Origin of the sequence: Baia soyae, from assembly GCF_004341445.1 — a bacterium.
GTDB lineage: Bacteria > Bacillota > Bacilli > Thermoactinomycetales > Thermoactinomycetaceae > Baia > Baia soyae.
Genome location: NZ_SLXV01000042.1, coordinates 1 through 25,321, shown reverse-complemented (window position 1 = coordinate 25,321; position 25,321 = coordinate 1). Strand labels below are relative to the sequence as shown.

Sequence of the window (25,321 nt, the reverse complement as noted above, 5' to 3'; positions counted from 1 at the left end):
ACCGAATGGTTACTGAGGATCTATCAGTTCCTTCATGAAGAATGTCATAGATCATTGCTCTAACTCCCAAAATTATGCAAATCAACACACCTGATATTTTATAGAAAAGAAGGTTCTCTAATGAGCAGAAAATCTAGGTTTGCAGATAGAAAATTCGATTTTAAAAAAAGGATACCACTTATATCTATAGGGGTCGGGGCAGGAATTGTTCTCTTAGCTGGAGCCTATATGCTCTTCTTTCATAATGGGAAGTTGCAAGAATTCAATAAAAAAATTAACCAGGTACAGTCCAGTAACCTGAAATACGGAGAATTATCTGCCAAGTCTTCCGAAAGCTATAAAAAGGAAAAGGAGATGGAACAAGGCTTAAAGCCTGCGATTGAAGACAACAAAGACGCATTGAAACAAATGGTTCAATTGATTGAAGAACAACAAAAAACAAATGAACTTCAAAAAGCAGAGTTTACAAAAAGTAAATCCACTTTTCCAGAATTAAAGAAACAACTAAATGAGCTCCCATCTGATTACCGTCCTTCTGCAACCGAGCTTGTCTCGCAACTAGAAAAAACGACCAATCAAAGAGAGCAAGTCTATCAACAGAGTGAGATTGTATTAAAACAAGAGCATGCCTATTTTCTTGAGCTAAGTGAAGGGAAAATGGGAACTCACAAGGTAATACAGAAAGAGTATGATAAATTAAATCAACTCATCAGCCAATTAAAAGGCCAAATTCAAGATGAGCAAAAAGCGTATCAGGTATATGTTGATAAAACCAAATAAATCATAAAACGACGAACTCATTAGGTAGTTTACATCGAAGGGAAAGGAGGATATTACATTGTTTGCTCAACTCTTCGATAATTTTTGCCTATGGACTTCTGTTACAGCTATTTTCCTGGCTCAGTTCGTAAAAGTCTTATTGAATTTCTCCTTACACAGAAAATGGAATTGGAGATGGTTTTATTTATCTGGAGGTATGCCTAGTGGGCACACCTCCGCCGTAACTTCACTAGCGGCTTCGATCGGGATCACACAGGGCTTTCATACTACTTCTTTTGCGATCGCCACCATCATCGGCATTATTGTCATGTATGACGCTACAGGGGTTCGCAGGCAAGCAGGGATGCAGGCCCAAGCCATCAACCAACTAATTGACGACTTCGCAGCCTTACTCCACGAAATTCGAACGTCTAAGTTAAATTTGGAACATCGAAATCGGTTAAAGGAAATCTTGGGACACAAGCCGATCGAAGTATTTGTGGGTGCGTGGTTCGGGATTTTTGTAGCCTTGATGATGTATGTGATTTGGTATTAAAATGGGTAAACAAAACAGCTCATGTCTTGTTAAGAGTAACAAGACATGAGCTGTTTTCGTGTTCCGTGAATGCGTGAGACTAAAACATTTTATATCCCTTGACTCGTAGTGTTTGAATGGTCCAGCCACTCGCTACAGCACCTACTAGTCCAGCGATTAACCAGGAAACATCCACTAAATGTATATGTTTCATCTGAAATGCAATATAGGCAACAAACCCTGCATACACGATAATGGGTAGCCAAGTCGTTTTAAGAATCATATTTAAAATAAAGCCAATACCAAAGAAGAAAACAAGCAACAGCACAATTGAAACGGCCAACTGTGGTATCGAAACCGGCATAGAAGCATCCATTGATCTATCCTCCGTTCAAAACTTAATAACAAAACCAACTCTATCTTACTGAACCTCTTTCTATGGGTCAACTCTAAAACGTTTGCGTTTTGATGGTTTCTTTGGCACAATAAGGATGATCTTTGTTCATAGTTGAACAAATAGGCTACTCAAAAAGTGAGGAATGAAGAATGAGACCACAACAAGGTAGACCATCCTTTACAGGGCGTCCTGGAGCCGCTCCATCTTCTGCTGAAGGCACTCCACGCCCACAATTACCAACCCAATATGTAAATTTCTCTTTCTTTAAAGTAGATCCTGCTTGGCGTCGTCTTTCGCAAGAAGAACAAGAGCAAGGAAAAACAGAATTCGCAGCAGTTGTAAAAGAATATCAAGGAATGAAAGGGAATTTTGTTCTCCCTTATTCGATGGTTGGAATTCGCCCTGATGCAGAATTAATGCTTTGGAGAATTGCTAACGAGTTAGAGACATTCCAAAAAATGACCTCTGAACTCATGCATACAGGCCTAGGGAAGTATTTAACCATTACGTATTCGTATCTATCGATTACCAAACGTAGTGTATATGTAGATAAAATGGATCCTGAGCATCAAAATCCACGGACTCATATCATCCCAGGACAATCCAAATACTTATTCGTCTATCCTTTTATTAAGACGCGCGATTGGTATCAACTCTCCTTCCCTGCCCGTCAAGGGATGATGGACGAGCATATTCAAGTAGGAAGCCGTTATCCATCGGTTAAACTAAATACGACTTATAGCTTCGGGATTGACGATCATGAGTTTGTCGTAGCGTTTGAGACCGACGATCCGAAAGACTTCTTACAACTGGTACAAGACCTTCGTGAAACCGAAGCAAGTCGCTATACATTGCGGGATGTACCAATGTTTACTTGTATCTCACATTCTGATGTGATGAATGCATTAAACACTCTATAAACATAAGCAAAGCACCCTTCCTATGCGGAGAGTGCTTTTTGTATGCCTATAATTTTCCCTTACGAAGAACGAGTGAAATTCCGCCTAAGAGGAATAACCAACGAAGATCGATGATTTTCTTCATAAAGCTCGCCGAACCACCAAACAATTTTTTAGATCCTACTACTCCAATTGCGACTCTGTTTCCTAGAGAAGCAACAGTCCCTTTCGGTGCATATTGGAATGCATGGACACTTTCCCCTCTCATTAACTGAGGCAAGTGCTTACCAAGGTATTGGCCTTGTTGAGTAGAAATCTGAGCCGTTGGAGGATACGGACGCTCGCCATCTTTTGGGATGACCAATGAACTATCACCTAACACATAGATGTTATCATGACCTGGCGCACGTAGATTTTCATCTACTTTTACACGGCCACGCATGGTTTCAATTCCGGATTCCTCCACAATCTTGTTACCACGGACCCCACCTGTCCAGACAACGGTAGACGATTTAATCTCTTCTCCGCCTTTTAACACAACTCCATCTTTTGTACATTCTTCGATCGGTACGCCAAGGTAGAATTCTACACCTTTTCCTTTTAGGTATTCTACAGCGTAGTCAACAAGTGCTTGATCAAAGCCAGGTAGTACCGTTGGTGCTGCTTCAATATTTACAATCCGTAGCTTTTCTTGTGGAAGATCGTATTCACGGCAGAGTTCTGGGAGTCGATCTACCAACTCACCTACATACTCAATCCCTGTAAATCCAGCTCCACCCACTACAATCGTAAGGTACTCTTCTTTTGGATCATTTTTATAGCGAGCAAACATATATTCCATATGCTCACGAATCATACGGACACTGTCAATGTTACGGATAAAGAAGGCATTTTCCAAAAGACCTTTAATCCCAAACGTCTCTGGAGCACTTCCAAGTCCAATCACCAAGTGATCATAATCAAATGTATTATTTTCCAAGTATACCTTTTTCTCACTTGGATTGATCGATACTACACGATCTTCGACAAAGTTTACGCGGTTTGTATTGATCACGGAAGCAATGTTTACACGTGCGTGATCATGATGAGCCGTACCAGCTGCCGGTTTATGCAACTCGGTAGTAAAGTAATGGTAAGGGTTTTGGTTTACCAATGTAATCTCAGCATCAGAAGCCCCAAGGCTTTTCGTTAAACCCTTCACAGTCATAAGACCGCCATAACCTGCACCTAGAACCAGAATCTTAGGCGTTGCCACTATTCATCACATCCATTTACTTATTACACATACCAAAATATGTTTATTCTCTCACAAACTAAGAAATGTAGGCCCGACAACGAGTTCCTTATATTAATTACCAAACCTTATCATATGACCTCTTTAGACATTTGGCAAGGGATTTTGTATATATTGTGTCCGTTATTTTGTTTTATACCCACGAAAAGATTATTTTAAAATGATATGCGATTTTAGCTAGATAAGTAAGAAAAAACGTTCTCTTTCTGGTATAATGTTTCTAAGTTTTTTTTATATTCCAAATCAAATTAACCTTGGGGGAAAAATCGTTGATTCCTACAGATATTACGATTATCGGTGGAGGGCCTGCTGGATTGTTTGCGGCTTTTTATGCAGGGATGCGGAAGTCTTCGGTCAAAGTAATCGAAAGCATGCCTCAACTAGGCGGACAGTTATCAGCTCTTTATCCAGATAAGTACATCTATGATGTAGCCGGGTTCCCAAAAGTAACAGCGCAAGAACTTGTTGATCAGTTAATCGAACAAGCCTCCATATTCAAGCCTGAATATTGTCTAGATGAGAAAGTACTTGAAGTTCATAAGAAGGATGAACAATTATTTGAGATCATCACCAACAAACAAACTCATTATTCCAAATCCATCATCATTACAGCGGGCTGTGGTGCATTTGAACCAAGGCGGATCACATTGCCGAATGCTTCTCGATTCGAGCAAACCAATCTTTTTTACTTTGTAAACGATGTTTCACGCTTTGCAGGACTGGACGTAGTCATCGCAGGCGGTGGGGATTCAGCCTTGGATTGGGCCCTTATGCTGGAACCTGTTGCCAAAAGCGTTACATTGGTACACCGCCGGGATAAATTCCGTGCTCATGAGCATAGTGTCGAGTTATTAGAACAATCCACTGTACAAGTCATTACGCCGCGAGAGATTACAGCACTGCACGGTGGGAGCCAGATTACCTCCATCACGCTCAGTAACCAGAAACTAGGGATCACGGAAGAAATTCATGCGAATGCTCTTATTGTAAGTTATGGTTTTGTTTCCTCTTTGGGACCGATTGCAAACTGGGGACTGCAAGTGGAAGACGGCGGAATTGTAGTGAACTCCAGTATGGAGACCAATATTTCTGGGATCTATGCAGCTGGGGATATCGCACATTATCCTGGGAAGGTTAAGTTAATCGCAGTCGGATTTGGAGAAGCTCCGACGGCTGTTAATAATGCGAAGAGATACATTGATCCTGCAGCAAAGGTACAGCCGGGGCACAGTTCGAGTATGTCGTTCTAGGACGATTTATAAGGACTTACAAGGTGTAGAACATTTGTGAGAAGAATGTGGTAGCCTGTTGGTTAGTTCTAACCGATTGCTAACAAGCCAATTCCCTTTACTAAGCCGGTTGATGAAGTAGAAATGGTAAATGGAGTAGGGGCAAATGTGTCTGCTCGTAGTGAGGTTAGTGAGCCTGCTTAGCGTAGTCATTCGTAGCTAGGGCGTTTTGTGGCAAATGTTTGGGCGGTTTTTGAGAGTTTTTGCCACTTGCCCAAAGCGGAGAATGACGGAGTGGACTTGCTTTTCACATCCTCGCAGGCTCACTATTTGAGCTATGAGCAGATTCATTGCCCCGAGCCATCTACAACCAATCGCTAAACAACAGCCCAATTCGAAGCAGAACCACAATCCACACTATCTGCCCATGTATGAATCCACATCATTTTGGAAGCCTACTGGATAAAACATATCCTAAGGTAGGTTCCAAAACGTGCCCTATAACAACATGTGCCCACTCTGCAACGGCTTCACCAATCAGATTTCCGAAACCTGCCCTATCTGCACCACTTCCCTAGTCGATTATGGACCGATTTCCTTTTTAATGGGCAACTACAGCCCCTATGAAGAAATCGACCAGATGAAGCTGGCAAATGGATTCCTTGATCTAGAAAATCACCAATGTCCCCATCAACTATATTGTCCTACATGTGGATATACCATGATCGATATGGTCTCAGAACGCAGAGAATAAACCCTAATAACAAGAAAAAGCCTTCTTTCAGATGACCAATTCTGAAAGAAGGCTTTTTCTTGTTGTATTAGCAATCTCCTGGCTTTCCTGCCTCTGTTGCTGTTCGAAAGGACGAACCACAGCCACAGTTTGCGATTGCATTTGGATTTTCAATGCTGAAACCGCCACCCATTATCGACTCTTTATAATCGATAACCGTGCCAGCAAGAATGAGACGACTTGTCTCATCAATAATTACTTTCACCCCATGTAGATCGAGTACCGTATCACCTGGGTTCTGTTGTTCATCAAAACCCAAACTATATGACAGACCACTGCAACCGCCTTGGGTAACACCTACACGCAAGAATTGTTGCTCTGGATTATTCGTATCAGTTAACATTTCTTTGACTTTAAGTACAGCTTCCTCTGTTAATGTAATCATGGAATTCACCCTCCTGTAGCACAAGTATACTTCTCAGGAGTTGAACAATTCAAGCTACTTACAAAGGATTAACCTACATATTGGTACATTTCGATAGCTGAACATTCTTTCACATGAATATGATTTTTGCGAATTTTGTAGATATTTTTCCTTTTACCTCCGCACATACGATGCCATTCATTATGAAGTTGATCAAGCTCAACACTTAACTGATACACAATTGGGTGACCTATGCCCATTATTTTGGCTGTTTCTTCCATTTCCAGTCTAACAACTTCAATCTTCTCCTCTAGTTTCCGCTTTAACAACGGAAACCCCCCCCTTTATACTTCTAAAGTGGACTATCTACCATTTTCTAGTATACAACATCTGTCCGACAAAACGGAACCCATTTTTTACATTTTTTTCTAAATTGTTATTTTCTGTATGATTTGTACAGACAAAGCCTGACACGAACGGCCGCTCCTGGCCAAATTCTCTCTTTCTTCGATACCAATTACATCTTTCGTTCGATTATGTTAGAATGAGGTCATCTTTCACAGTCGAAAATAGTTATTGAGCTTATTAATATCATAGCATGTTTCGTCTTATTTTTTATGACTTGAGAGGAGAAGAGGTCAAATGGATACTCGATTTCAGGAAATTGCAGACAAAGTACGCCATGGTGAGCGTTTAACCCTACAAGATGGTTTGTACTTATATGAGACGCCAGATCTGCTCTCGATTGCACAGTTAGCTAATGAGGTAAACCTAAGCCGTAATGGTAAAAAGGTGTACTTTATTCAAAATATGTACATTAACCCCACAAACGTATGTGAAGCCAAATGTTCGTTTTGTGGATTCCGCCGTGATCCAGGAGAAGAAGGCGCTTATACGATGTCTCCTGAGGAACTATTAGAATATGTCGGACACCGAATGACGGACAATATTCGTGAGTTTCATATAGTGGGCGGGCACAACCATAAAGTGCCATTCGATTATTATCTTGATACCATCTCGATTCTAAAAAAGAATTATCCCAATGTAACCATAAAAGCATATACAGGGGCCGAAATTCAATTTTTCGCGAAGATTAGCGGACAATCATCTGGAGAAGTTCTACGCGCTCTTGTAAATGCCGGCTTAGATACCATGCCTGGTGGTGGAGCGGAAATTCTGACAGAGCGATATCGTGAGAAGATGAGCCCTGATAAAGCAAGCACCGACGAATGGCTAGAAGCGCACCACATCGCTCATAATCTCGGACTAAAAACACATGCTACCATGCTTTATGGGTCTATCGAGACGAAAGAAGAGCGCCTCATCCATATGATGCGAGTACGGGAACTACAAGACGAAACCAATGGTTATCTCGTATTTATCCCACTTGCTATGCAACCACGTAGCATCAACGCAGGAATTCGTCGCCGAACATCTGCGATGGACGATATGCGTACGCTTGCCATTAGCCGTCTGATGTTGGACAACTTCCCACATGTGAAGGCCTACTGGATTAATATCGGCACACAGCTTACTCAGCTATCCATGCATTATGGGGTTTCTGATATCCATGGGACATTAGTGGAAGAACGAATTAGTCATGCGGTCGGGGCTCTTACTCAGAGTGCATTGACCCGTGATGAACTCGTCTGGCTGATTCAAGGTGCAGATCGAATCCCAGTTGAGCGTGATACGTTCTATAATGAAATTAAAGTGTTTGAACCGGCTATGAAGAAGTAGAACAATCGTTTTCATCAAAAAAGAGGAGATGGTTTCCATAACCATCCCCTCCTTTTTGATTCCTAAAAACGAATCTCCATCTCATCGATTGCCTTATAAATGGCACTAAGCAGCTCCTCGGCTGTATCAGCTTTGATCATATCACCATTAACTAGGGCATAAGGCTGTGTGGCACAAATCCCACAGTACCCTAGACAGCCATAGTCGAGCACATCGTAATCGAGGTTCGTTTCGAGCTTCTTTTTTACTTCTGCTATCTCTGGAGTTGCGTTGTTTACGCAAAACTCAATGAGTGGCCGCACGTTTCTCTACCCTTTCACTCTTCAAATCGGTTTTACACCTAGATCCTCAATATATTGATACAATGCCCTTAATTTCGGATTCCCCTCCGCAAGAATTTCATCTTGAATCACCACAACAGGATACCACAGATTTTCCTCAATAATACGGTTGGAAAACGCTTGATCCTTCTCGTTTTCAGGGGCACAAATATCGATATAGCGAACCGTTACCTGCTCTCCAAATTTCCTCAGCAAAGCCGCTTCAAGCCAACTAGCTGTTTCGACAGCAGAGGGTAGGGTAACGCAACTGGAACAATTCTCTGCTGTCCCATACACCAAGACTTCAATTATGGACGTTTGATTCACACGTTACTCCCCGCAGTCACTTCCATTGCTTGTGCCAAATCTTGGATCAAATCTTCTACATCCTCTACTCCCACGCTAATCCGGATGAGGCCATCTGTAATTCCGAGCTCCACACGTCTTTCTGCTGGAATCGATGCGTGAGTCATGCGAGCAGGTACAGAAATCAAGCTTTCCACTGCTCCTAAACTCTCAGCCAAAGTAAAATATTTCGTTTTACTTAAAATTTGATCTGCTCGCTCTTCGCTACCCACATCAAAGGAAATAATCCCGCCATATCCTCTTGCTTGTGTGCTAGCCACTTCATGCCCCGCATGGGTTTCAAGCCCTGGATAATAAACGCTATTTACTTGATCGTGCTTGGACAACCAACTAGCCAATTGAATCGCATTCTCTTCATGGGCCTTCATCCGTAATCCGAGTGTCTTCAATCCTCTGATCAGTAGCCAGGAATCTTGTGGTCCGAGTACTGCCCCGATTGAATTTTGTACAAAATGCAACCGCTCACCTAGCGCTTCATCTTTTACAGCTACTAAACCAGCAACCAAGTCACTATGCCCACCCAAGTATTTGGTAGCACTATGAAGAACAATATCCGCACCTAAATCGAGTGGATTTTGCCAATATGGAGTTAAAAACGTATTATCCACGATACTAAGCAAATTACGTCTTTGTGCAATGATCGAAAGTCCTTTTATATCAGTCACTTTTAATAATGGATTACTTGGTGTTTCCATATAGATCGCTTTTGTATTAGGACGAATAGCCGCTTCTACATTCGATAATACACTTGTGTCTACCATCGTGCTTTCAATTCCAAATCGGTTAAAGACTTTGCTTAATACGCGATACGTCCCACCGTAGATATCATCTCCAACGATTAGATGATCCCCTTGGCTAAATAAACTAACGATTGTCGAAATCGCCGCCATACCTGATGAAAAAGCAAATCCACGAACTCCATTTTCCAAGTCTGCAATTAACACCTCAAGCGCATGACGTGTTGGATTGCCTGTTCGAGAGTATTCAAATCCTTTATGATTTCCTACTCCATCTTGTTTATAAGTAGACACTTGATAAATTGGAACACTTACAGCTCCAGTATGTTCATCTCCAAAAATCCCACCATGAATTAATTTTGTATCCATTTTCATATCCCTTACACCCCACCTTGATAGATTTTTTTACTTAAATATCGGTCCGAACCATCTGGAAAGATAACGACAATCCTCGTCCCAGGCATTGCTTTCTTCGCTTCTTCCAACGCAGCATGATAAGCGGCCCCTGACGAACTCCCTACTAACAATCCTTGCTCACGTGCTAAGTCTGCTACCTGCGCAAAGGAGTCTACATCATCTACTGTATAGATTTGATCCACTAAGTCCTGTTCAAAATAAGGTGGTATAAATTCTAATCCAATTCCCTCCGCTTTATGAGGACCTGCTTCTCCCCCACCTAAAATAGAGCCTTCTGGTTCTACGATGACTGCTTTCACTTTCGAATCTTTCTCTTTTAGATACTTCGCGACACCGACAAAGGTTCCTGCCGAACCAGCTCCTGCTATGACAACGTCCACTTTATGATCCAGTTGCTCCCAAATTTCTGGGCCTGTCGTCCCATAATGGATTCTTGGATTAGCTGGATTCGCAAACTGTTGAGGCACATAGGAGTTCGGAGTCGCTTCCGCCAATTCTTGGGACTTGCGAATCGCTCCCTTAATCCCCTCTTCTGTCGGTGTATTTACAACCTCTGCTCCTAATGCTCTCATTAACTCTTGTTTTTCCTGAGAAAACTTCTCCGGAACCACAAAAATAACTCGATACCCAGTTCCGATAGCCGCTAACGCTACTCCAATTCCAGTATTTCCCGCAGTAGGCTCGATAATCGTTCCCCCTGGTTGCAGCTTCCCTGTTCGCTCTCCTTCTGCGATCAAGGCCATTCCTAAACGATCCTTCACACTTCCTCCTGGATTCATAAACTCCAGCTTGGCATATACTTCAATCCCGATTGGAATACGGGAATCATGTAGTTGAACAATCGGAGTTTGTCCGATTAACTCTTTCACATTTCGGTATACCTTCTTCATACAGTACCTTCTTCCATAGAATAAACATTTTTAAATAAATAAAACTTACATTTATCTTATCAATTTACTAGGGGTAAAAACTAGAGGTAAAAAAGAGAGAGATTTTACATGAAAGAAACCCTACAATCTCCATTGATTTTATTTACCAAAAACTCTACAATGAGGATATTAAATAATTAAGAACAATTCTCACCCGTGAGGGATTGTTGACTCGAAGGGAGTATAACAAATATGACTTTAGAAGAACGCGTACAAGAGGTTTTAGATAAATTGCGTCCATATATCCAACGTGATGGTGGCGATGTAGAACTAGTTGAAATCGAAGACGGCATCGTCCGCGTACGTCTGCTTGGTGCTTGTGGATCTTGCCCAAGCTCTACTATTACGCTAAAAGCAGGAATCGAGCGTGCATTGATGGAAGAGATTCCAGAAGTACGTGAAGTAGAACAAGCACTTTAATCGCACATGCAAAGGCTATCTAGTAAATGATTAACTAGATAGCCTTTGTTCTTTGTTTATCTATTTATTTTCTATCTACGAGTCGATTTTGTATCAAAAGCATCCCGTAGACCATCACCGATAAAGTTAATAGATAGTACGGTGAAAACAATCAGAACACCCGCAGGAATCCATTGCCACGGTTTCTCTGTCATGACGGTATAATCCATGCCATCATTTAACATTCCTCCCCATGCGGGAGTCGGATCAGGAATACCAAATCCTAGGAAACTAAGTGCTGCTTCAATACTAATCATCTGTGCCATCAATAGAGTTGCATTTACGATGATCGGTGCAATCGCATTGGGCATCATATGCCTAAAAATAATACGGAAGTTTTTATTGCCGACTGCTTTTGCACTTTGTACATATTCCATCTCACGAAGTGATAAGAAGATGCCCCTTACGAGACGAGTTGTTGTAGGCCAAGACGTCAACGCTAAGGCCGTTATCAGTAGTGGGACGGTCGTCTTCTCAAAAATGGAGATTAAAAAGAGAACAAACACGAGGAATGGGAAGTTCAACATTAAGTCTGTAAATCTCATCATGAGACTGTCCACTTTTCCTCCAAAATAACCGGCTATCGATCCAAACGTAATCCCGATGACAACGGTAAAAAACATGGTACAAAAACCCACCACCAGAGAAACACGTCCACCTGTAACGAGTCGAGAATAAATGTCATATCCCATCGAGTCTGTGCCTAAAAAATGCTCACCACTTGGAGGTAAATCTTGACTTGTGAGATCTGTTAATTCTGGATTATGTGTCGTTAACCACGGAGAAGCAACGGTTAGAAGTACAATGATGGAGAGAACAATCAAACCCACAAATGCCATTTTATTCTGCAAGAATCGTTGAAATCCTAACTGAAACGGAGATACATGCTTCTCTTCCTTCTTTAGGTGTTTCTTATTTCCTAATTCAACACTAACCTTCATAAGAGTCACCTCCTAGTCATATTTAATTCGTGGATCTACGAATGCATATAAGATATCGGCAATTAGATTCCCAATGAGAACCGCCATAGAGGTCATCATTGTGATCGCCATCACAACCGGGTAGTCACGAGTTGTAATGGACTGTATATATAATTGGCCCACTCCTGGGAAGCCAAAAATAGTCTCTGTGATGATCGCTCCACTTAATAGGAGGCCTAGATCGATTCCAAATAACGTAACCAGTGGAATTAAAGCATTGCGCAATACATGCTTCCGCAAGACCTTACTCTCCGAAAGTCCCTTCGAACGAGCCGTCCGCGTGTAGTCCTGTGCTTTCGCATCTAGGACACTTGCCCTGACATAACGATTGTATTGGGCGATATTAATGATCGCTAACGTCATAGCAGGCAAAATAACATGATGCAATCGATCCATTAGATACTCTAGACCCTCATATCCAGAGGCTTCTGTCTCCGAACCACTGTACGGAAACCATCCTAACTGAAATCCAAATAAATAAATTAATAATAGCCCTGCGAAAAATGACGGCATTGAAAATCCGATGAAAGAAGCACTGGTAAGGGTATAATCCAATTTGCTATATGGTTTATTAGCTGAGAGGATCCCAAGTGGTATCGCAATCATATATGTAAAAATCAATGCAACTACACCTAGAAATACGGTCTTCCCTATACGTTCACTAAGTAAATCCTGAACTAACACTTTCTTATCAAATGAGACTCCAAAATTCCCCTGTACAAAATTTTTAGCCCAGAAGAAAAACTGTTCTACAGGTGGTTTATCAAGCCCAAAATCTTCTTTTAATTTAGCAATATAATTGGCATCTGCATGTTGATCCAACTTACCAGCAAGCGGATCTCCTGGTGCTAATTGCAATAACGTAAATAGAATGATCGAGATCAAAACGATCATCGGAATCGTTCCTAGCAATCGGCGAGTTACATATTTAACCAAGCTCTTCACCTCTCTCTACTGATAAATGAAAGACGTGTAGCCGTGTTGACTACACGTCTTTCATTTTCAAAGCTGTATATCGACTACTTTACATCCCAATCCACGAAACTTGGATGCCCTAACGCACCACGGTAGTCATACTGAACTCCAGTGACACGCTTGTTATAAGCATCGATAATATTTTGAGAGTACAACAGAACAACTGGAGAATCTTGTTGGAAGATCTTCGTCCAATCTTTAATCAATGCTTTACGACCTTCTTTTGTAAATGCTTTTTGGTCGTACATAGAAACACCGATTGATTTATCACTTTCTGGACTCTTCCAACGATAGTAGTTAGACTCAGCTGTAGAGCCATAGATGTTTTTAGGGTTAGGATCTACATCTGTTGTCCAGCCCATTAACCACATTTCCATCGTTTTATCTGCTTTTTGTTGTACCGTTTCAGCTAGAGCAGCAAAGTCTTTTGGTTGTTTTAGATCAATTTTGATCCCAACTTTTTCAATATCTTCACGGATCAACTTAGCCGATTGCTCACGTACTTGATTTCCTTTAGGGAATTCTAAGGAAAGTACATATGGCTTACCGGATGGATCTTCTACAAAGCCATCTCCATTTGTATCTTTGTAGCCAGCCTCAGCTAGAAGAGCTTTCGCTTTTGCTGGATCAAAAGAATAATCCGCATCTAGGTCCTTGTTATAAGCCCAACTCTTAGGAGATACTGGAGTGCTCAGCAATGTACCGTGTCCTTTTAGTAGACCCGTTACCATTTGTTCACGATTGATTGCATATGCAATCGCACGACGTACTTTTTTATCTGACAATTTCGGATGGTCTGTTCTGAAACCTAAGTATTGATACCCTAAGTCAGTATCTTCTACGAGTTCAACATCCTTAAAGCCTTTGATTGTTTCAAAGCTACTAGGCTTAATCCGCGAAACCATGTCCACTTTTCCTTCTTTTAATGCCCCAATCGCTACATCTTCTTGAAGCACTTTCCAAACGATTTGGTCTAACTTCGGCTTTCCTTGTGCAGCACCATAGAAATTTTTGTTTTTCTCAAGTACCACAAACTCTCCAGCTTTGATTTCTTTAATGGTAAAAGGCCCACTTGTTACAATATTTTCTGCCTTTTTCACTGCTGGGTCATTCTCAAGTGTTTTGACTGGCTTGCCCTCGAAAATGTGTTTTGGCATTGGCGTACTAAATACCTTTGTACTAATATCACGAGCATCGCTCTTCTCGAAGGTAACTTCTAGGTTGTAATCGTCTACCTTTTTAATTCCTTCGATATCCTTGGCTTTCCCTTCGTGATACTCTTTCGCGCCCTTGATGGATTCCACATACTCAAAACGGGATCCGCTGTATTCTTTATCGGCGATAAACTTCCAGGTAAAGATTACATCATCCACTGTAAGTGGCTTTCCATCTGACCATTTGGCATCCTTACGCAATTTAATGGAAACGGCATCTTTTTTCTCTGACTCTTTCCAAGACTCAGCCAAGTCAGGAATGCTCGTTTCTAGTTTTTCATCTTGTTTCCACAAGGAAGCAAATGTTTGATCAAGGATATACGCATCGTACACACTGTCATAAAGTCCGGGGTTGAATTTCCCATCAAATGTACTGTTCATCGTTGCTGTAATGGATTTCTTTTTTGCCCCATCACCGGAAGATTTGCTACCACAAGCAGTTGCGAATACAGAAAGACCCATCACGACTGCAAGAGAAAGAATACCGATTTTACTCTTCTTCATGCTTTTACAACCTCCTAATTAAATGGAAAAATAATTTAAAATCTTCCGAAGTTCCTTCGAGGCATCACCCCTTTGATAGATTCTTTTCTACTAATCGTAGAGGTGACACGCTACGTAATGTTCACTGCCTAGATGAATCATCTCTGGACGCTCCACCTTACAACGATCAAATGCTTTGGGACAACGAGGATGAAACGCACATCCTTGGGGCGGATTGGCTGGACTCGGTACATCTCCCTTTAAAATAATTCGTTCCCGTTTTAGACGTGGATTTGGAACCGGTACAGCCGATAGGAGTGCCTGCGTATACGGATGAGCTGGCTTCGTATATAGCTCCCCTTTTGGTGCAATCTCTGCCATGCGACCGAGATACATAACTCCCACACGATCTGAAATATGACGTACAACACTTAAATCGTGGGCGATAAAAACATAGGCAAGTCCAAACTCTTGTTGCAAATCTTCCATCAAATTTACAACTTGCGATTGAATGGAGACATCCAGTGCTGAGACAGGCTCATCTGCAACAATTAATTTCGGTTGTAGAGCAAGAGCTCTAGCAATCCCAATCCGTTGTCTTTGCCCCCCTGAAAATTCGTGTGGATAACGACCACCAAAGTTTTTATTTAACCCAACGGTATCCATAATTTGAAGAACACGGTCTTTACGATCTACCTTTTCCCCAATGTTATGAATATTGAGAGGCTCCTCAATTAGCTGTTCTACTGTCATTTGTGGATTTAAGGAGGCATACGGATCTTGGAACACCATTTGTAGATCGCGACGAGCTTTTCGGAGCGTCTCTCCCTTTAATGTAGCAAGATCGACACCATTAAAAAGGATTTGTCCATCTGTTGGTTCCATCAATCGAAGAAGCGTCCGTCCAGTTGTCGATTTACCACAACCCGACTCCCCAACTAGGCCAAAGGTCTCACCTTTTTTCACATAGAAACTAACTTGGTCAACTGCCTTCACGTCACCCACTTTACGCTTGAAGAGACCACCCTTGATGGGGAAGTATTTACTCAATTTTTTCACTTCTAATAGGTGGTTACTCATGGCTGAACGTCCCCTTCTCTGGATGATACAAGAAGCACCGTACTTGATGGCGATCTCCTACACGATATAAATCAGGTGCATGGTCAAAGCAATGATCCATCGCTTTATCACAACGTGGTGCAAAACGACAACCAATAGGAAACTCCTCTGGGGTTGGTACGTTTCCACGAATAGAGTAAAGTCTGGTTTGATCTGATTCCAAGTTGGGAACAGATTTAAGAAGTCCTTCGGTATAGGGATGGGATGATTTCTCAAAAACATCAAATACGCTTGCTTCTTCCACTACTTTTCCGGCATACATAACCACTACCCGATCTGCCATCTCCGCCACTACACCGAGATCGTGAGTAATAAGTAGAATTGATGTCTCAAATTCTGCTTTTACATCCCTCATCAATTCAAGAACTTGCGCTTGAATCGTTACGTCTAGGGCAGTAGTAGGCTCATCTGCGATCAATAACTGTGGGTCTGTGGACATTGCCATCGCAATCATGACACGTTGACGCATACCACCCGATAGTTGGTGTGGATACTCGTTCATAATATCTGTGGCACGAGCAAAACCTACTAGCTTTAACCGCTCTATCGCACGAGCTTCTGCTTCCTTTTTACTCAACTTATGATGGAGGATCAGTCCTTCTGTCATTTGATCTCCAATTTTGAGCACAGGATTGAGAGAGGTCATCGGCTCTTGAAAGATCATCGCAATTTTATTTCCGCGAATTTTACTAATATCTTCAACTGACTTCTTAGTCAGATCATTTCCCTCAAACATGATTTTCCCCTGTGCCACTTTCCCTGTACCTGGCAATAGACCCATAATGGATAGGGAAGTCATACTTTTTCCACAGCCCGATTCTCCTACTAAAGCAAGCGTTTCTCCCTTATTCATCGAGAAACTAATATCATCCACAACCGTAACTGCGCTCTTTGTATTCTCGAATACTGTTTTTAAATTCTCAATTTGAAGTAAAGCCTGTGACAATCCTATCCCTCCAATTCTAAAAGAACAAACCATATGTAATCTAATTAATTAGATATAACAAAATATAAGACACTATATTTCTATTCTGATAAATAATATGAAATATATGATTTACGGAGATTTTACCCGAATCCCAAAAAAACATTTCGTTAGATTAACACTAAGTCTCCTGCTAATTGTAACAAATTTTATTTGATTTCTTTTTATATTGCAATAGGTCTTACTTATCTTTTAGAAAAAAATTTCTGTTAATTATTTAGATTTACGTAGTTTTGGTGAATTGAAATTTTTATAACAAAGGGATATTTCACACGATATTTTACTTGAGATGTTTACCAACTTGCATCCATTTCAAAGAGTACTCTGGACCGTATGGATGATAAATAATACCCTGTACATACGGCTTTTGAAGTCGGGGGATCACTCTTTGATACAGCGGAACCACTACTTTATCGTGGTCCGTTAAAATCTGTTCCGCCTCCGCCATTAGCTTCGCCTGTTTTACTGGGTCTATTTCTTCATGAGCTTGGGCTACACGTTGATCGTACTTTGGATTTGAATAGCCCGTTGTGTTTTCAGTAGCATCTGTTTTAAAAATATCGAGAAATGTAAGCGGGTCATGATAATACGATTTCCATAAACTCACTACTAAATCTAAACCTTTTCCTTTCATTTCCTCTCTAATTTCTTTAGCTGATATTTCATTCGTGGTGCAGGAAGGGCATATTTTTTCTTTAAATATTTCACAAACCTTCTTCACCTCTAATTGATCAATACAGGTAACTTCACCCGGTTTTGTGGGACTCGTAACGTTTCCTTCTTCCTCTTTTTTTACATCATTCCGTGGATAGATAAGATCCGGCATCACACTGCCGCTCTTTACAAATGTAGAATGATCCGTTAGCTTCTCAACTGCATTCGCATAATATTTCTTTGTATTCCCATCCAGATTCGGATTTACATACAGGTAGTAAATAGTTGATCTAGGTACTGTCACCATGTCACTTTTGATCGTCGCTTCGTCCATTTTGTTATGCATCTGCATGAAGTCCACTTCATTCGACACATATTTATTGTCTGAATTTCGATCATCCTTACTACCAAATATGATAAAGCCGTTTCCCTTAACCGATTGATGATCCCAGTAGTCTCCATTTTTCACTGCTACTAGTTTATTTAACGTAAAAGATTCCAGTTGAAACGGTCCATTGGAAACCAGTGTTTTCATGTCGCTTCCAAATACATCGGGATACTTCTCATATAGATCTTTTCGTTGTGGAAACATAGCGCTATTCGTAGTCAGTGATAAAAAATTTTGATCTGGTTTGATTAATGTAATCGTCAATTTATGACCTTCTGACGCCACAACCCCTTGCTCTATCTTCCGTTCTTTAAATCCTTTTATATTTTTAAACAAATAAACATTTTTAGAGTTTTTAGGGTCAATTGCTCTCTTCCAAGCAAAGATGAAATCTTCTGCTGTGACTTGCTGACCATCACTCCATTTGGCATCTTTTCGAAGCGTAAACGTATAGGTTTTATAGTCTGGACTCACTTCCACTTTTTCAGCCATACCGTAAGTTGGTTTGCTATCCTTATCTAAGCGCATTAGCCCTTCCATGATATTATTTAACACATTTTGGGCACTTTGATCGTTCACTAACGCACTGTCTAAATTGCGTAGCTCTCCCGTTTCGACTATTCGCAACATGTCCGGAATCTGCGGTTTCTCCATTTGAATCGCGGAATGATCTGCTCCTTTTTCCATAGCAAAAAAGCTAGTGTAGACCAACACAATCGCAACCGCAATCACGGTTAACTTACCTAGTTGAACATAGTGTTCCCTTGGCTCTTTTTCGTTCCACTTGGTAACGAAAGCTTGTTTTAGCTGCTCAAATCCTTTATATGTAATGGATTTACCTATTTTCATTATGTAGTGAATGATCCGTTTAAGCCGTGACATGTAGCCTTCCTCCTCTTTTGTCTGAAATAGGGTGGCTCATATCTTTTCATTATAATATAAATTTTTCGAATATGAAATAGAGCAAACTACATTCCCTACTGAAACGGCGCCCTTATTGAATTTATTTTATAATGATTTTTCCATCCCTTCAGGCTGTAGACAATGCCTCATTTCAGACAAGATCTACAGCCTACTATTTTTTTCAAAATACTAATCATATCTAAAAAAATCTACACAAAGTGAATCCATCCGTTCACTTCCACAATCTCAAGAAATTTAGCCAGCCGTGGGAGAATCGGTTCCGCCTCTTCTCCAAAGTGATTCATCAGGTCATCGCTAATCTGCTGAACGGTTTGCACTCCTTCACATCTTTGGATAACGAAGCTTCCTAGTGGATCTAACTGCACTTTGATCACGGAAGGCTGTTGTAAAAAACGAATGGAAAGCCGTTCAATCCAGCTCATTCTGGGAAGTAATACTTTACACAATCCCTGGTTTTCTTCGTTTTTCTCGATCTGAAAATGGCTTCGTAAAAGCGGTTTCATCTCAAGAAGATTAAGCGCTCGTTGCTTCTTCTGAGTACGTTGGTACATGGTACAGGACTCCTATCTCTATGGATACTAGGTAGTAGGCTTCTCTTTAGAGCTAAATCGAGTCGCTACACATAGGAGAGAGATGGCTAATAATGCGAATACGGTAACTGGCATCCAGTTATTATCGAACATAAGGGGTTTGTCAGGATTGATTACTTTTGGCACGATCAGCAATGCGATTACCACACTAATCAAAGCTTCACCCGCTATTAAGCCAGAAGCAAATAGCGTCCCTACTTCTTCCCTTTTCCGCCTGATACTTTCATCTTTCGCAAAGACTTCGGACAGCCAGCGAATGATCCCCCCTACCATGATCGGTGAACTAATTGAGAGTGGGAGATAAAAACCGACTGCAACCGTCAGCGAATTTAATCCTAAAAATTCGATCGTAATCGCTAAGGCAATACCCATAAAGATCAGGTCCCATGGTAGATTTCCACCCATAATCCCTTCCACGATGATGCGCATTAATACAGCCTTAACTGCGGGCAACTCTGTTCCACCTAACCCATAAGTGGAGTCAAATAAAGTGAGTACGTACCCGATTAATAACCCACTCGCTAAGACCCCAATCATCATCGCAATTTGTTGTTTCCAAGGCGTTCCTCCTACAAGATATCCTGTTTTTAAATCTTGAGAGATATCTCCTGCGACCGCTATCGCTACACACACAATAGCCGCCACTACTAATGCCGCTACACTACCGTCCGTTCCAGAAAATCCTGCGGCTTTGTATAAAATAGTCACGATCAACAAAGTAGCAATCGTCATTCCCGATACAGGCATAGAGGAACTTCCCACGATCCCGACAATTCGAGAAGCCACCGCTACAAATAAGAACCCGAAGATCGCAATGGCAATGGCACCTAAAACGCCTACATTGGTTACGGGGGTAAAAGCGATGATCAATATTAAAACCAACACACCAATACCGATATATTTGTATGAAAGATCCTGATCCGTTCGTTCTAACGTTACATCCTGATTCTGGGTACGAAGACTTACGATTGTATCCCTTACAGATTTAATTAGTAGAGGAAGTGTCTTAAGTAACGTGATGAGTCCACCTGTCGCAACTGCACCTGCACCAATGTACCGAATATAGTTTGAATAGATCCCACTGGCATCGAGCGTACTAATCGGCTCAGTCGTTGGGAAGAATGAAGTGGGGCTTCCTGTTGTAAAAAAAACAATCATCGGGATAAAAACAACCGATGCAAACAAGCCACCCGCCACCATTTGGCCTGCAATTCGGGGTCCAATAATATAGCCAACTCCTAATAAAGAAGGCATAATATCCATCCCTAGAGCGGCACCTTTATAGCCAGCGATCGTTGTTCCTACCGAGTTTTTGATCCATCGAAGTCCATCAAATACCTTTACCAGTCCACCAATCATAAATCCAATAAAAATTAAGGTAGCGCTACTACCACCCTTTTCGCCAGACTTTAACACTTCTGCACAGGCAGTCCCTTCGGGATAGGGAAGCGTTTCATGTTCATTTACAATTAAAAGGCGGCGTAATGGGATCATCATGAAAACACCTAAGAACCCACCTGTTAGCGCGATAAATGCAACCATGCCCTGTGAAGGAGTTAATTTCATGAGATATAGCGCTGGAATGGTAAAGATAGCTCCAGCCGCTACTGCTTCACCCGCAGTGGTCATCGTTTGTACAATATTATTTTCCAAAATCGATTCTCGACGAAATATTCCTCTTAAAATCGCCATTGAAATCACGGCAGCAGGAATAGAGGCGGTAACGGTTAATCCTATTTTTAGCCCCAGATATGCGTTAGCTGCACCGAAAACAATTGCCAATACAACTCCTAATATAACGGATACAATTGTGATTTCAGGCAGAGAACGCGAAGCAGGTATATAGGGAATAAATTTCGATTCGCGTTTCAAAGAAAATCTCCTACCTTCTTTTTACTATGTATCCTTACATTGCCCATTACCTTTATAAAATATAAAAACAACATCCCTAATCGGATGCTGTTTTCTCAACCATATTTATAAATGTACCCAATAGAGTGTTGGGACCTTCTTATTGTATTCCTGTTTCATCATTTCAACATACCAGCTTGCAAAGGCGATTTTTTTACTCGTAATCTCTTTTGCTTCTGTTAACTTTTTACATGCCGTCGTCTCAAAGTAAATTTGTTCCTCAAAAATCTGCTTACACTCAAATAAATAATGATCTGGATAGATAAGTCGCGAATAGATTAAAGCATGTTCTTCTTCTTCAACGGGATGAACCTGATCATATTGCTTGATAATTCGGGTAATTAATTCTTTACTTCCTGTAGAGCGATACGCAGTCAGCAACCAATCACCTACATCTTTCGTTCTTACCTGATGGCTAAGTTGATTCCAATCAATGAGTTGGGCCTTATTATGATTCTCTGTCCGAATCCAATTCTTCCGCGAACAGTTATTATGACAAAGCTTCCCATTCACCCTGCTCTGTTCTCGAATCGCTTGGCCTGAGATCTTTTCATCATACTCTTGAATAGATTCCAGCAAGCTCTGATAGTAGGTTCCCATCCGGGATAACGTAATGTCTACTTGATTGGGAATCTCCGTCCATTTGGCAGCAAGGGTATAGATTTCGTGTTTATGTGCTTCTTCTTTTTGAATTTCGGATGGATCCGTCCACTTCATTTTTTTCTTCTCTGGTTCCCATTCTGCGCTCTGTTTATGAAAAGAAGCCAATTGTACCGTAGCATCCAACCAATCTTGCTCATGATTCCAAGACATGCTTTCCCCATGAATCCAAGGATAAATCACATAGTTCCTGGCAAATCCCGTTAAAACATGTTTTTCATTCTTAAGAGAGCTACGTGGCATCGGGATTTCCATAACGGGGTCAGATAATGACTCCATCCATGGTGCTACTTGGACCATCAATTTATAACTATCTAATTCACTTTTCTTAATTCGTTTACATCCATATGGGCCTTGATCTGTCTCCAGATAGATTACACCTGCTATGGGCCTGGCTGAGAGCACCTGAAAACCATAGTGATATTCAAGTAATTGCGTAAAATGAATTTCTCCTGTCCACTGGTCTAGTTGCTCTGCTACCTCCCTAGAATCTTGTGAAAGCATGTACCTTCACCTCTACTTCTTCATTCACTTATGCCCATATTGTATGTAAAGAAACGGAGACTGTGCCTACTGAATAGAAGTAATTTGCTTTTTAGAGCGTGGATGGATGACATCAAGCCCGCCCGTCACATTCAGAATGCTACCTGTAACAAAGTCCGATTGTTCTTGTAGTAAAAAATGGACAACCCTTGCTACATCCCCTCCCGATCCAGGTCTACCACGCGGAGTTTCGTTATCAGAGAGAGTTACCACTTGTTCACGATCCATCTCTTTCCATTCTCCAATGATATCCCCGGGGTTTACCATATTAGCTGTTATCCCGTATACCGCTTCCTCTACCGCAATACTCTTCATAAACGAAACTAAACCTGTTTTCGCTGCTGCATATACGGATCGATCCGGCCACGCAGGCGCCTCCCCCACACGACCAAACCCAAAATAAATCAGCCGACCAAATTGTTCTTCTCTCATGATAGGAATCATTTCACGCGTCAACCATAAGCTACTCATAAAATTTCCTTGAATTAATTCCTCTATTTCCTCAGCAGAATGATCGGTAAATAATTTTCGCTCTCGCAAAAAAGGCCCCACAGCATGTACTAAAGCATGAATCCCACCAAAATCCCGTTTTACTTTTTGTACCAATGATGTAATCTCCTGACGGTTTGTCACATCCGCTTGATAAAAACAGACTTGTTGTCCCGTCTGAGCGGATAGCTCGTTTGCATATGAAACTCCTTGATCATACGATCTGGCAACAATCGCCACATGCCAGCCAGATTCTGCAAGCATCTTCGATATCATTCTTCCGATTCCTTTATTACCGCCTGTAATGAGTAGTGTTTTCATATAAGGTCCGCCTTTCCTTTCTAACTAACATAATTCCCACATCTTCGGTAAACCTATCAACTGAAGAGAAAATGGAGTGTGATATATGAATCATCAACCAATCCCTGCTTCGGCAAAAGATGTTCATCAAACGACTATTGAATGGATCCATCAGCGTGGAATCAACGAATCCCAGATTGCTGAGCTTACCTATTACTTGTTTTTAGATTGAAAAGCATTACTTTTGGAACTGGTTCAGGTTAATAGCTAGAATTTTGTTCGTACCACCATCTATGGTGGAATCAGTATATACAAGCCAATCGTCAGAAGCTGTTAAACTGTTAATAGCTGAAGCCTCAAAGACAGAGGTAACTACTTTTTTTGTTCCTTTGTTTTTGGATCATATTGGATAATTGTATTTACCGTGTCTTCTGGTTTTTGTCCCTCATTTACTGCTATGTACATGTGAGTACTGTTTTTAGTAGGAACACTAATATTGCTGTAAGGAAGTTCAATATCAATACGGTTGTCTGTCTTTTTCTCAGTTGTAGGATTAGGCTTTGCTCCTTCACTTTTACAACCACTTAAAAACAGGCACAACACAGATATCAAAAGAAAAGGCACAAATACTTTTCTCATCCCTCTACATATTAATAGGGGAGTTAACAAACTCCCCTCAGACCACAGACAAAGTCTATTTTATAGACACAGACTGGTGACAAACCCAATATCGAAAATCACAGAACTTATCTGGAAATAATTTGACCTTCTAAAACTGTCTCTAAGACGTTTTTATAAGGCATGGAGACATATTTGTCCCCTGAACTTTTCAGTCCAGATGTCATTATCTATCAAAATAGGATTTTGTCTGCAGTCTGATATCCATATACTCAATATAATATACGGATATATCTATTTTCTGTACCTTTTCTATTTTCCTTTATGGTCGAGATCTCTGCTCAGGTAATGATTACCAAATGTAAACGGTAGATGAATCCTACGGTGAATCGTCTTTCAAGTGAGATATCGTCCAGGCATCCATATACAATTCAACATATATATAGTCAGAATTATATATAGGGAGGTAAAGACATGTCTCAAGCGAATATACCAAATATTTCACCCAATATTCAGATCACACGGGAAGATGCCATTAACCTATTGCTTTCATCGATTGCGTTAGAAGAGCTAGGACTTAGTCATATTATTAATGCCGAGGGCGAAAAGCTCCAATACGTTCTGGGAACTCTCCCTGGAGTATCAACATCCTTTCAACCTTCCATTAGCGATCTACTTACGATAAATAGTAGTGTTCGCGACACCATTAATGTGATTGGAAAGAAAGAATGGATACTGAATGAGAAGTTAGAAAACGTATTAGGCACAGACGTTACGAGAGGGCCAACTGGTTCCGCAGGAGCTACGGGACCCACAGGGCCATCAGGAGGACCTCCTGGACCCGCGGGAGCTACAGGACCTTCTGGTCCACCAGGACCCGCGGGAGCGATTGGAGCTATGGGGCCTCAAGGTAACACAGGACCCCAAGGAAATACAGGACCTCAAGGCAGTACAGGGCCTCAAGGCGCTACAGGGCCTCAAGGTAACACGGGACCTCAAGGAAATACAGGACCTCAAGGACCTACGGGAACGTTTGTTACCGGTGATTTCTTATTCACAGTCCAAGGTACAGGGGCAAGTGGAAGTGGAAGTGTTCCACTCGGCTTCGGAGATATACTTAACTTTATATCCAGTACATTAGAAATTACGGTTACCCCCGGTTCGGCTAATGTGAACTTAGAAGTGGCCACTGGAGCGAATAGTCCTCTTGCAGAAGCGATTCAAGCAGTCATTGAACAACTCGGTCTTTC

28 protein-coding genes are annotated in these 25,321 nt (G+C 41.3%); 9 read left to right on the top strand and 19 right to left on the bottom strand.

Annotation, left to right across the window (positions count from 1 at the left end; genetic code table 11):
- Positions 1 to 120: 120 nt before the first annotated feature.
- Both EDD57_RS11795 and EDD57_RS11790 read left to right on the top strand, forming a co-directional pair.
- Positions 121 to 780, top strand: a complete 660-nt coding sequence (locus EDD57_RS11795; protein ID WP_131849646.1) for a hypothetical protein — start codon at positions 121 to 123, stop codon at positions 778 to 780.
- A gap of 58 nt (positions 781 to 838) precedes the next feature.
- Entirely contained in the window at positions 839 to 1,315 is a 477-nt protein-coding gene (locus EDD57_RS11790; RefSeq protein ID WP_165873796.1) for a divergent PAP2 family protein, read from the top strand.
- A 79-nt stretch (positions 1,316 to 1,394) separates the two neighbouring features.
- Here EDD57_RS11790 and EDD57_RS11785 read toward each other — a convergent pair whose 3' ends face one another.
- A complete protein-coding gene (locus EDD57_RS11785) occupies positions 1,395 to 1,670 on the bottom strand; it encodes a YuiB family protein (RefSeq protein WP_243649535.1) in 276 nt (91 codons plus the stop codon).
- A gap of 170 nt (positions 1,671 to 1,840) precedes the next feature.
- On the opposite strand from EDD57_RS11785, the gene EDD57_RS11780 reads away from it, so the two are divergent.
- Positions 1,841 to 2,611, top strand: a complete 771-nt coding sequence (locus EDD57_RS11780; RefSeq protein ID WP_131849644.1) for a chlorite dismutase family protein — start codon at positions 1,841 to 1,843, stop codon at positions 2,609 to 2,611.
- A 46-nt stretch (positions 2,612 to 2,657) separates the two neighbouring features.
- On the opposite strand, the gene EDD57_RS11775 is transcribed toward EDD57_RS11780, so the two are convergent.
- On the bottom strand, positions 2,658 to 3,848 hold the full coding sequence (locus EDD57_RS11775) for an NAD(P)/FAD-dependent oxidoreductase (RefSeq protein WP_131849643.1): 1,191 nt from the start codon (positions 3,846 to 3,848) through the stop codon (positions 2,658 to 2,660).
- Between the two features lie 305 nt (positions 3,849 to 4,153).
- Between EDD57_RS11775 and EDD57_RS11770 the strand changes: the two genes are divergently transcribed.
- Together EDD57_RS11770 and EDD57_RS11765 are read left to right on the top strand one after the other, a co-directional pair.
- The gene (locus EDD57_RS11770) at positions 4,154 to 5,134 is read left to right on the top strand and encodes an NAD(P)/FAD-dependent oxidoreductase (protein ID WP_207896831.1); all 981 of its coding nucleotides are present in this window, start codon (positions 4,154 to 4,156) and stop codon (positions 5,132 to 5,134) included.
- Between the two features lie 472 nt (positions 5,135 to 5,606).
- A complete protein-coding gene (locus EDD57_RS11765) occupies positions 5,607 to 5,867 on the top strand; it encodes a hypothetical protein (protein WP_131849641.1) in 261 nt (86 codons plus the stop codon).
- 67 nt (positions 5,868 to 5,934) lie between these two features.
- Here the strand turns inward: EDD57_RS11765 and EDD57_RS11760 are convergent, their stop codons facing one another.
- Entirely contained in the window at positions 5,935 to 6,291 is a 357-nt protein-coding gene (locus tag EDD57_RS11760) for a HesB/IscA family protein (protein ID WP_131849640.1), read from the bottom strand.
- Positions 6,292 to 6,359: 68 nt separating this feature from the next.
- Positions 6,360 to 6,599 carry an aspartyl-phosphate phosphatase Spo0E family protein gene (locus EDD57_RS11755; RefSeq protein WP_131849639.1) on the bottom strand — a complete coding sequence of 80 codons (240 nt, stop codon included), beginning with the start codon at positions 6,597 to 6,599 and terminating at the stop codon, positions 6,360 to 6,362.
- Positions 6,600 to 6,912: 313 nt separating this feature from the next.
- Here EDD57_RS11755 and mqnE point away from each other — a divergent pair, with 313 nt between their 5' ends.
- The gene (gene mqnE, locus EDD57_RS11750) at positions 6,913 to 8,010 is read left to right on the top strand and encodes an aminofutalosine synthase MqnE (protein ID WP_131849638.1); all 1,098 of its coding nucleotides are present in this window, start codon (positions 6,913 to 6,915) and stop codon (positions 8,008 to 8,010) included.
- 62 nt (positions 8,011 to 8,072) lie between these two features.
- Here the strand turns inward: mqnE and EDD57_RS11745 are convergent, their stop codons facing one another.
- From EDD57_RS11745 to cysK, 4 genes are read right to left on the bottom strand one after another with little or no spacing between them, the layout of a single operon-like run.
- Positions 8,073 to 8,312 carry a YuzB family protein gene (locus EDD57_RS11745; protein ID WP_131849637.1) on the bottom strand — a complete coding sequence of 80 codons (240 nt, stop codon included), beginning with the start codon at positions 8,310 to 8,312 and terminating at the stop codon, positions 8,073 to 8,075.
- Positions 8,313 to 8,333: 21 nt separating this feature from the next.
- Positions 8,334 to 8,657, bottom strand: a complete 324-nt coding sequence (locus EDD57_RS11740; RefSeq protein WP_243649534.1) for a DUF1462 family protein — start codon at positions 8,655 to 8,657, stop codon at positions 8,334 to 8,336.
- Positions 8,654 to 9,808, bottom strand: coding sequence for a bifunctional cystathionine gamma-lyase/homocysteine desulfhydrase (locus tag EDD57_RS11735; protein ID WP_131849636.1), 1,155 nt, complete (start codon positions 9,806 to 9,808; stop codon positions 8,654 to 8,656). Before EDD57_RS11735 ends, EDD57_RS11740 begins: the two co-directional genes overlap by 4 nt.
- Positions 9,809 to 9,813: 5 nt before the next feature.
- Positions 9,814 to 10,740, bottom strand: coding sequence for a cysteine synthase A (gene cysK, locus EDD57_RS11730; RefSeq protein WP_131849635.1), 927 nt, complete (start codon positions 10,738 to 10,740; stop codon positions 9,814 to 9,816).
- 231 nt (positions 10,741 to 10,971) lie between these two features.
- Here cysK and EDD57_RS11725 point away from each other — a divergent pair, with 231 nt between their 5' ends.
- Positions 10,972 to 11,199, top strand: a complete 228-nt coding sequence (locus tag EDD57_RS11725) for a NifU family protein (RefSeq protein ID WP_131849634.1) — start codon at positions 10,972 to 10,974, stop codon at positions 11,197 to 11,199.
- 71 nt (positions 11,200 to 11,270) lie between these two features.
- Here the strand turns inward: EDD57_RS11725 and opp4C are convergent, their stop codons facing one another.
- From opp4C to EDD57_RS11675, 10 genes are all read right to left on the bottom strand, one after another.
- Positions 11,271 to 12,179 carry an oligopeptide ABC transporter permease gene (gene opp4C, locus EDD57_RS11720; protein ID WP_131849633.1) on the bottom strand — a complete coding sequence of 303 codons (909 nt, stop codon included), beginning with the start codon at positions 12,177 to 12,179 and terminating at the stop codon, positions 11,271 to 11,273.
- Between the two features lie 12 nt (positions 12,180 to 12,191).
- Positions 12,192 to 13,163 carry an ABC transporter permease gene (locus tag EDD57_RS11715; RefSeq protein WP_243649533.1) on the bottom strand — a complete coding sequence of 324 codons (972 nt, stop codon included), beginning with the start codon at positions 13,161 to 13,163 and terminating at the stop codon, positions 12,192 to 12,194.
- A gap of 74 nt (positions 13,164 to 13,237) precedes the next feature.
- On the bottom strand, positions 13,238 to 14,911 hold the full coding sequence (locus EDD57_RS11710) for an ABC transporter substrate-binding protein (protein ID WP_131849631.1): 1,674 nt from the start codon (positions 14,909 to 14,911) through the stop codon (positions 13,238 to 13,240).
- 90 nt (positions 14,912 to 15,001) lie between these two features.
- The gene (locus EDD57_RS11705) at positions 15,002 to 15,970 is read right to left on the bottom strand and encodes an ABC transporter ATP-binding protein (protein ID WP_131849630.1); all 969 of its coding nucleotides are present in this window, start codon (positions 15,968 to 15,970) and stop codon (positions 15,002 to 15,004) included.
- Complete coding sequence (locus tag EDD57_RS11700; protein WP_424205866.1) at positions 15,963 to 16,955, bottom strand: ABC transporter ATP-binding protein; 993 nt, start codon at positions 16,953 to 16,955, stop codon at positions 15,963 to 15,965. Before EDD57_RS11700 ends, EDD57_RS11705 begins: the two co-directional genes overlap by 8 nt.
- Positions 16,956 to 17,274: 319 nt before the next feature.
- Positions 17,275 to 18,918 (bottom strand): peptide ABC transporter substrate-binding protein, encoded by a 1,644-nt coding sequence (locus EDD57_RS11695; RefSeq protein ID WP_131849628.1) that lies wholly within the window; start codon positions 18,916 to 18,918, stop codon positions 17,275 to 17,277.
- 230 nt (positions 18,919 to 19,148) lie between these two features.
- Positions 19,149 to 19,511, bottom strand: coding sequence for a PqqD family protein (locus EDD57_RS11690; RefSeq protein ID WP_243649532.1), 363 nt, complete (start codon positions 19,509 to 19,511; stop codon positions 19,149 to 19,151).
- A gap of 27 nt (positions 19,512 to 19,538) precedes the next feature.
- On the bottom strand, positions 19,539 to 21,422 hold the full coding sequence (locus EDD57_RS11685) for an OPT family oligopeptide transporter (RefSeq protein WP_131849627.1): 1,884 nt from the start codon (positions 21,420 to 21,422) through the stop codon (positions 19,539 to 19,541).
- Positions 21,423 to 21,527: 105 nt separating this feature from the next.
- Positions 21,528 to 22,625 carry a phosphotransferase gene (locus EDD57_RS11680; RefSeq protein WP_131849626.1) on the bottom strand — a complete coding sequence of 366 codons (1,098 nt, stop codon included), beginning with the start codon at positions 22,623 to 22,625 and terminating at the stop codon, positions 21,528 to 21,530.
- Positions 22,626 to 22,691: 66 nt separating this feature from the next.
- Positions 22,692 to 23,474, bottom strand: coding sequence for an SDR family oxidoreductase (locus tag EDD57_RS11675; RefSeq protein ID WP_131849625.1), 783 nt, complete (start codon positions 23,472 to 23,474; stop codon positions 22,692 to 22,694).
- 85 nt (positions 23,475 to 23,559) lie between these two features.
- Between EDD57_RS11675 and EDD57_RS14995 the strand changes: the two genes are divergently transcribed.
- Positions 23,560 to 23,685, top strand: coding sequence for a hypothetical protein (locus EDD57_RS14995; protein ID WP_279388961.1), 126 nt, complete (start codon positions 23,560 to 23,562; stop codon positions 23,683 to 23,685).
- Positions 23,686 to 23,825: 140 nt separating this feature from the next.
- Here the strand turns inward: EDD57_RS14995 and EDD57_RS11670 are convergent, their stop codons facing one another.
- Positions 23,826 to 24,092 (bottom strand): hypothetical protein, encoded by a 267-nt coding sequence (locus EDD57_RS11670; RefSeq protein ID WP_131849624.1) that lies wholly within the window; start codon positions 24,090 to 24,092, stop codon positions 23,826 to 23,828.
- 453 nt (positions 24,093 to 24,545) lie between these two features.
- On the opposite strand from EDD57_RS11670, the gene EDD57_RS11665 reads away from it, so the two are divergent.
- Positions 24,546 to 25,321 (top strand): alpha-helical endospore appendage domain-containing protein (locus EDD57_RS11665; RefSeq protein WP_131849623.1); only part of this gene is annotated, 776 nt, incomplete at its 3' end.

Coding starts and splice junctions, on each gene's coding strand:
- EDD57_RS11760 (WP_131849640.1), bottom strand. CDS start 6,291: ATGATTACATTAACAGAGGAAGCTGTACTTAAAGTCAAAGAAATGTTA.
- cysK (WP_131849635.1), bottom strand. CDS start 10,740: ATGAAGAAGGTATACCGAAATGTGAAAGAGTTAATCGGACAAACTCCG.
- EDD57_RS14995 (WP_279388961.1), top strand. CDS start 23,560: ATGAATCATCAACCAATCCCTGCTTCGGCAAAAGATGTTCATCAAACG.
- EDD57_RS11785 (WP_243649535.1), bottom strand. CDS start 1,670: ATGGATGCTTCTATGCCGGTTTCGATACCACAGTTGGCCGTTTCAATT.
- mqnE (WP_131849638.1), top strand. CDS start 6,913: ATGGATACTCGATTTCAGGAAATTGCAGACAAAGTACGCCATGGTGAG.
- EDD57_RS11675 (WP_131849625.1), bottom strand. CDS start 23,474: ATGAAAACACTACTCATTACAGGCGGTAATAAAGGAATCGGAAGAATG.
- opp4C (WP_131849633.1), bottom strand. CDS start 12,179: ATGAAGGTTAGTGTTGAATTAGGAAATAAGAAACACCTAAAGAAGGAA.
- EDD57_RS11725 (WP_131849634.1), top strand. CDS start 10,972: ATGACTTTAGAAGAACGCGTACAAGAGGTTTTAGATAAATTGCGTCCA.
- EDD57_RS11680 (WP_131849626.1), bottom strand. CDS start 22,625: ATGCTTTCACAAGATTCTAGGGAGGTAGCAGAGCAACTAGACCAGTGG.
- EDD57_RS11695 (WP_131849628.1), bottom strand. CDS start 18,918: ATGTCACGGCTTAAACGGATCATTCACTACATAATGAAAATAGGTAAA.
- EDD57_RS11780 (WP_131849644.1), top strand. CDS start 1,841: ATGAGACCACAACAAGGTAGACCATCCTTTACAGGGCGTCCTGGAGCC.
- EDD57_RS11795 (WP_131849646.1), top strand. CDS start 121: ATGAGCAGAAAATCTAGGTTTGCAGATAGAAAATTCGATTTTAAAAAA.
- EDD57_RS11735 (WP_131849636.1), bottom strand. CDS start 9,808: ATGAAAATGGATACAAAATTAATTCATGGTGGGATTTTTGGAGATGAA.
- EDD57_RS11705 (WP_131849630.1), bottom strand. CDS start 15,970: ATGAGTAACCACCTATTAGAAGTGAAAAAATTGAGTAAATACTTCCCC.
- EDD57_RS11690 (WP_243649532.1), bottom strand. CDS start 19,511: ATGTACCAACGTACTCAGAAGAAGCAACGAGCGCTTAATCTTCTTGAG.
- EDD57_RS11670 (WP_131849624.1), bottom strand. CDS start 24,092: ATGAGAAAAGTATTTGTGCCTTTTCTTTTGATATCTGTGTTGTGCCTG.
- EDD57_RS11710 (WP_131849631.1), bottom strand. CDS start 14,911: ATGAAGAAGAGTAAAATCGGTATTCTTTCTCTTGCAGTCGTGATGGGT.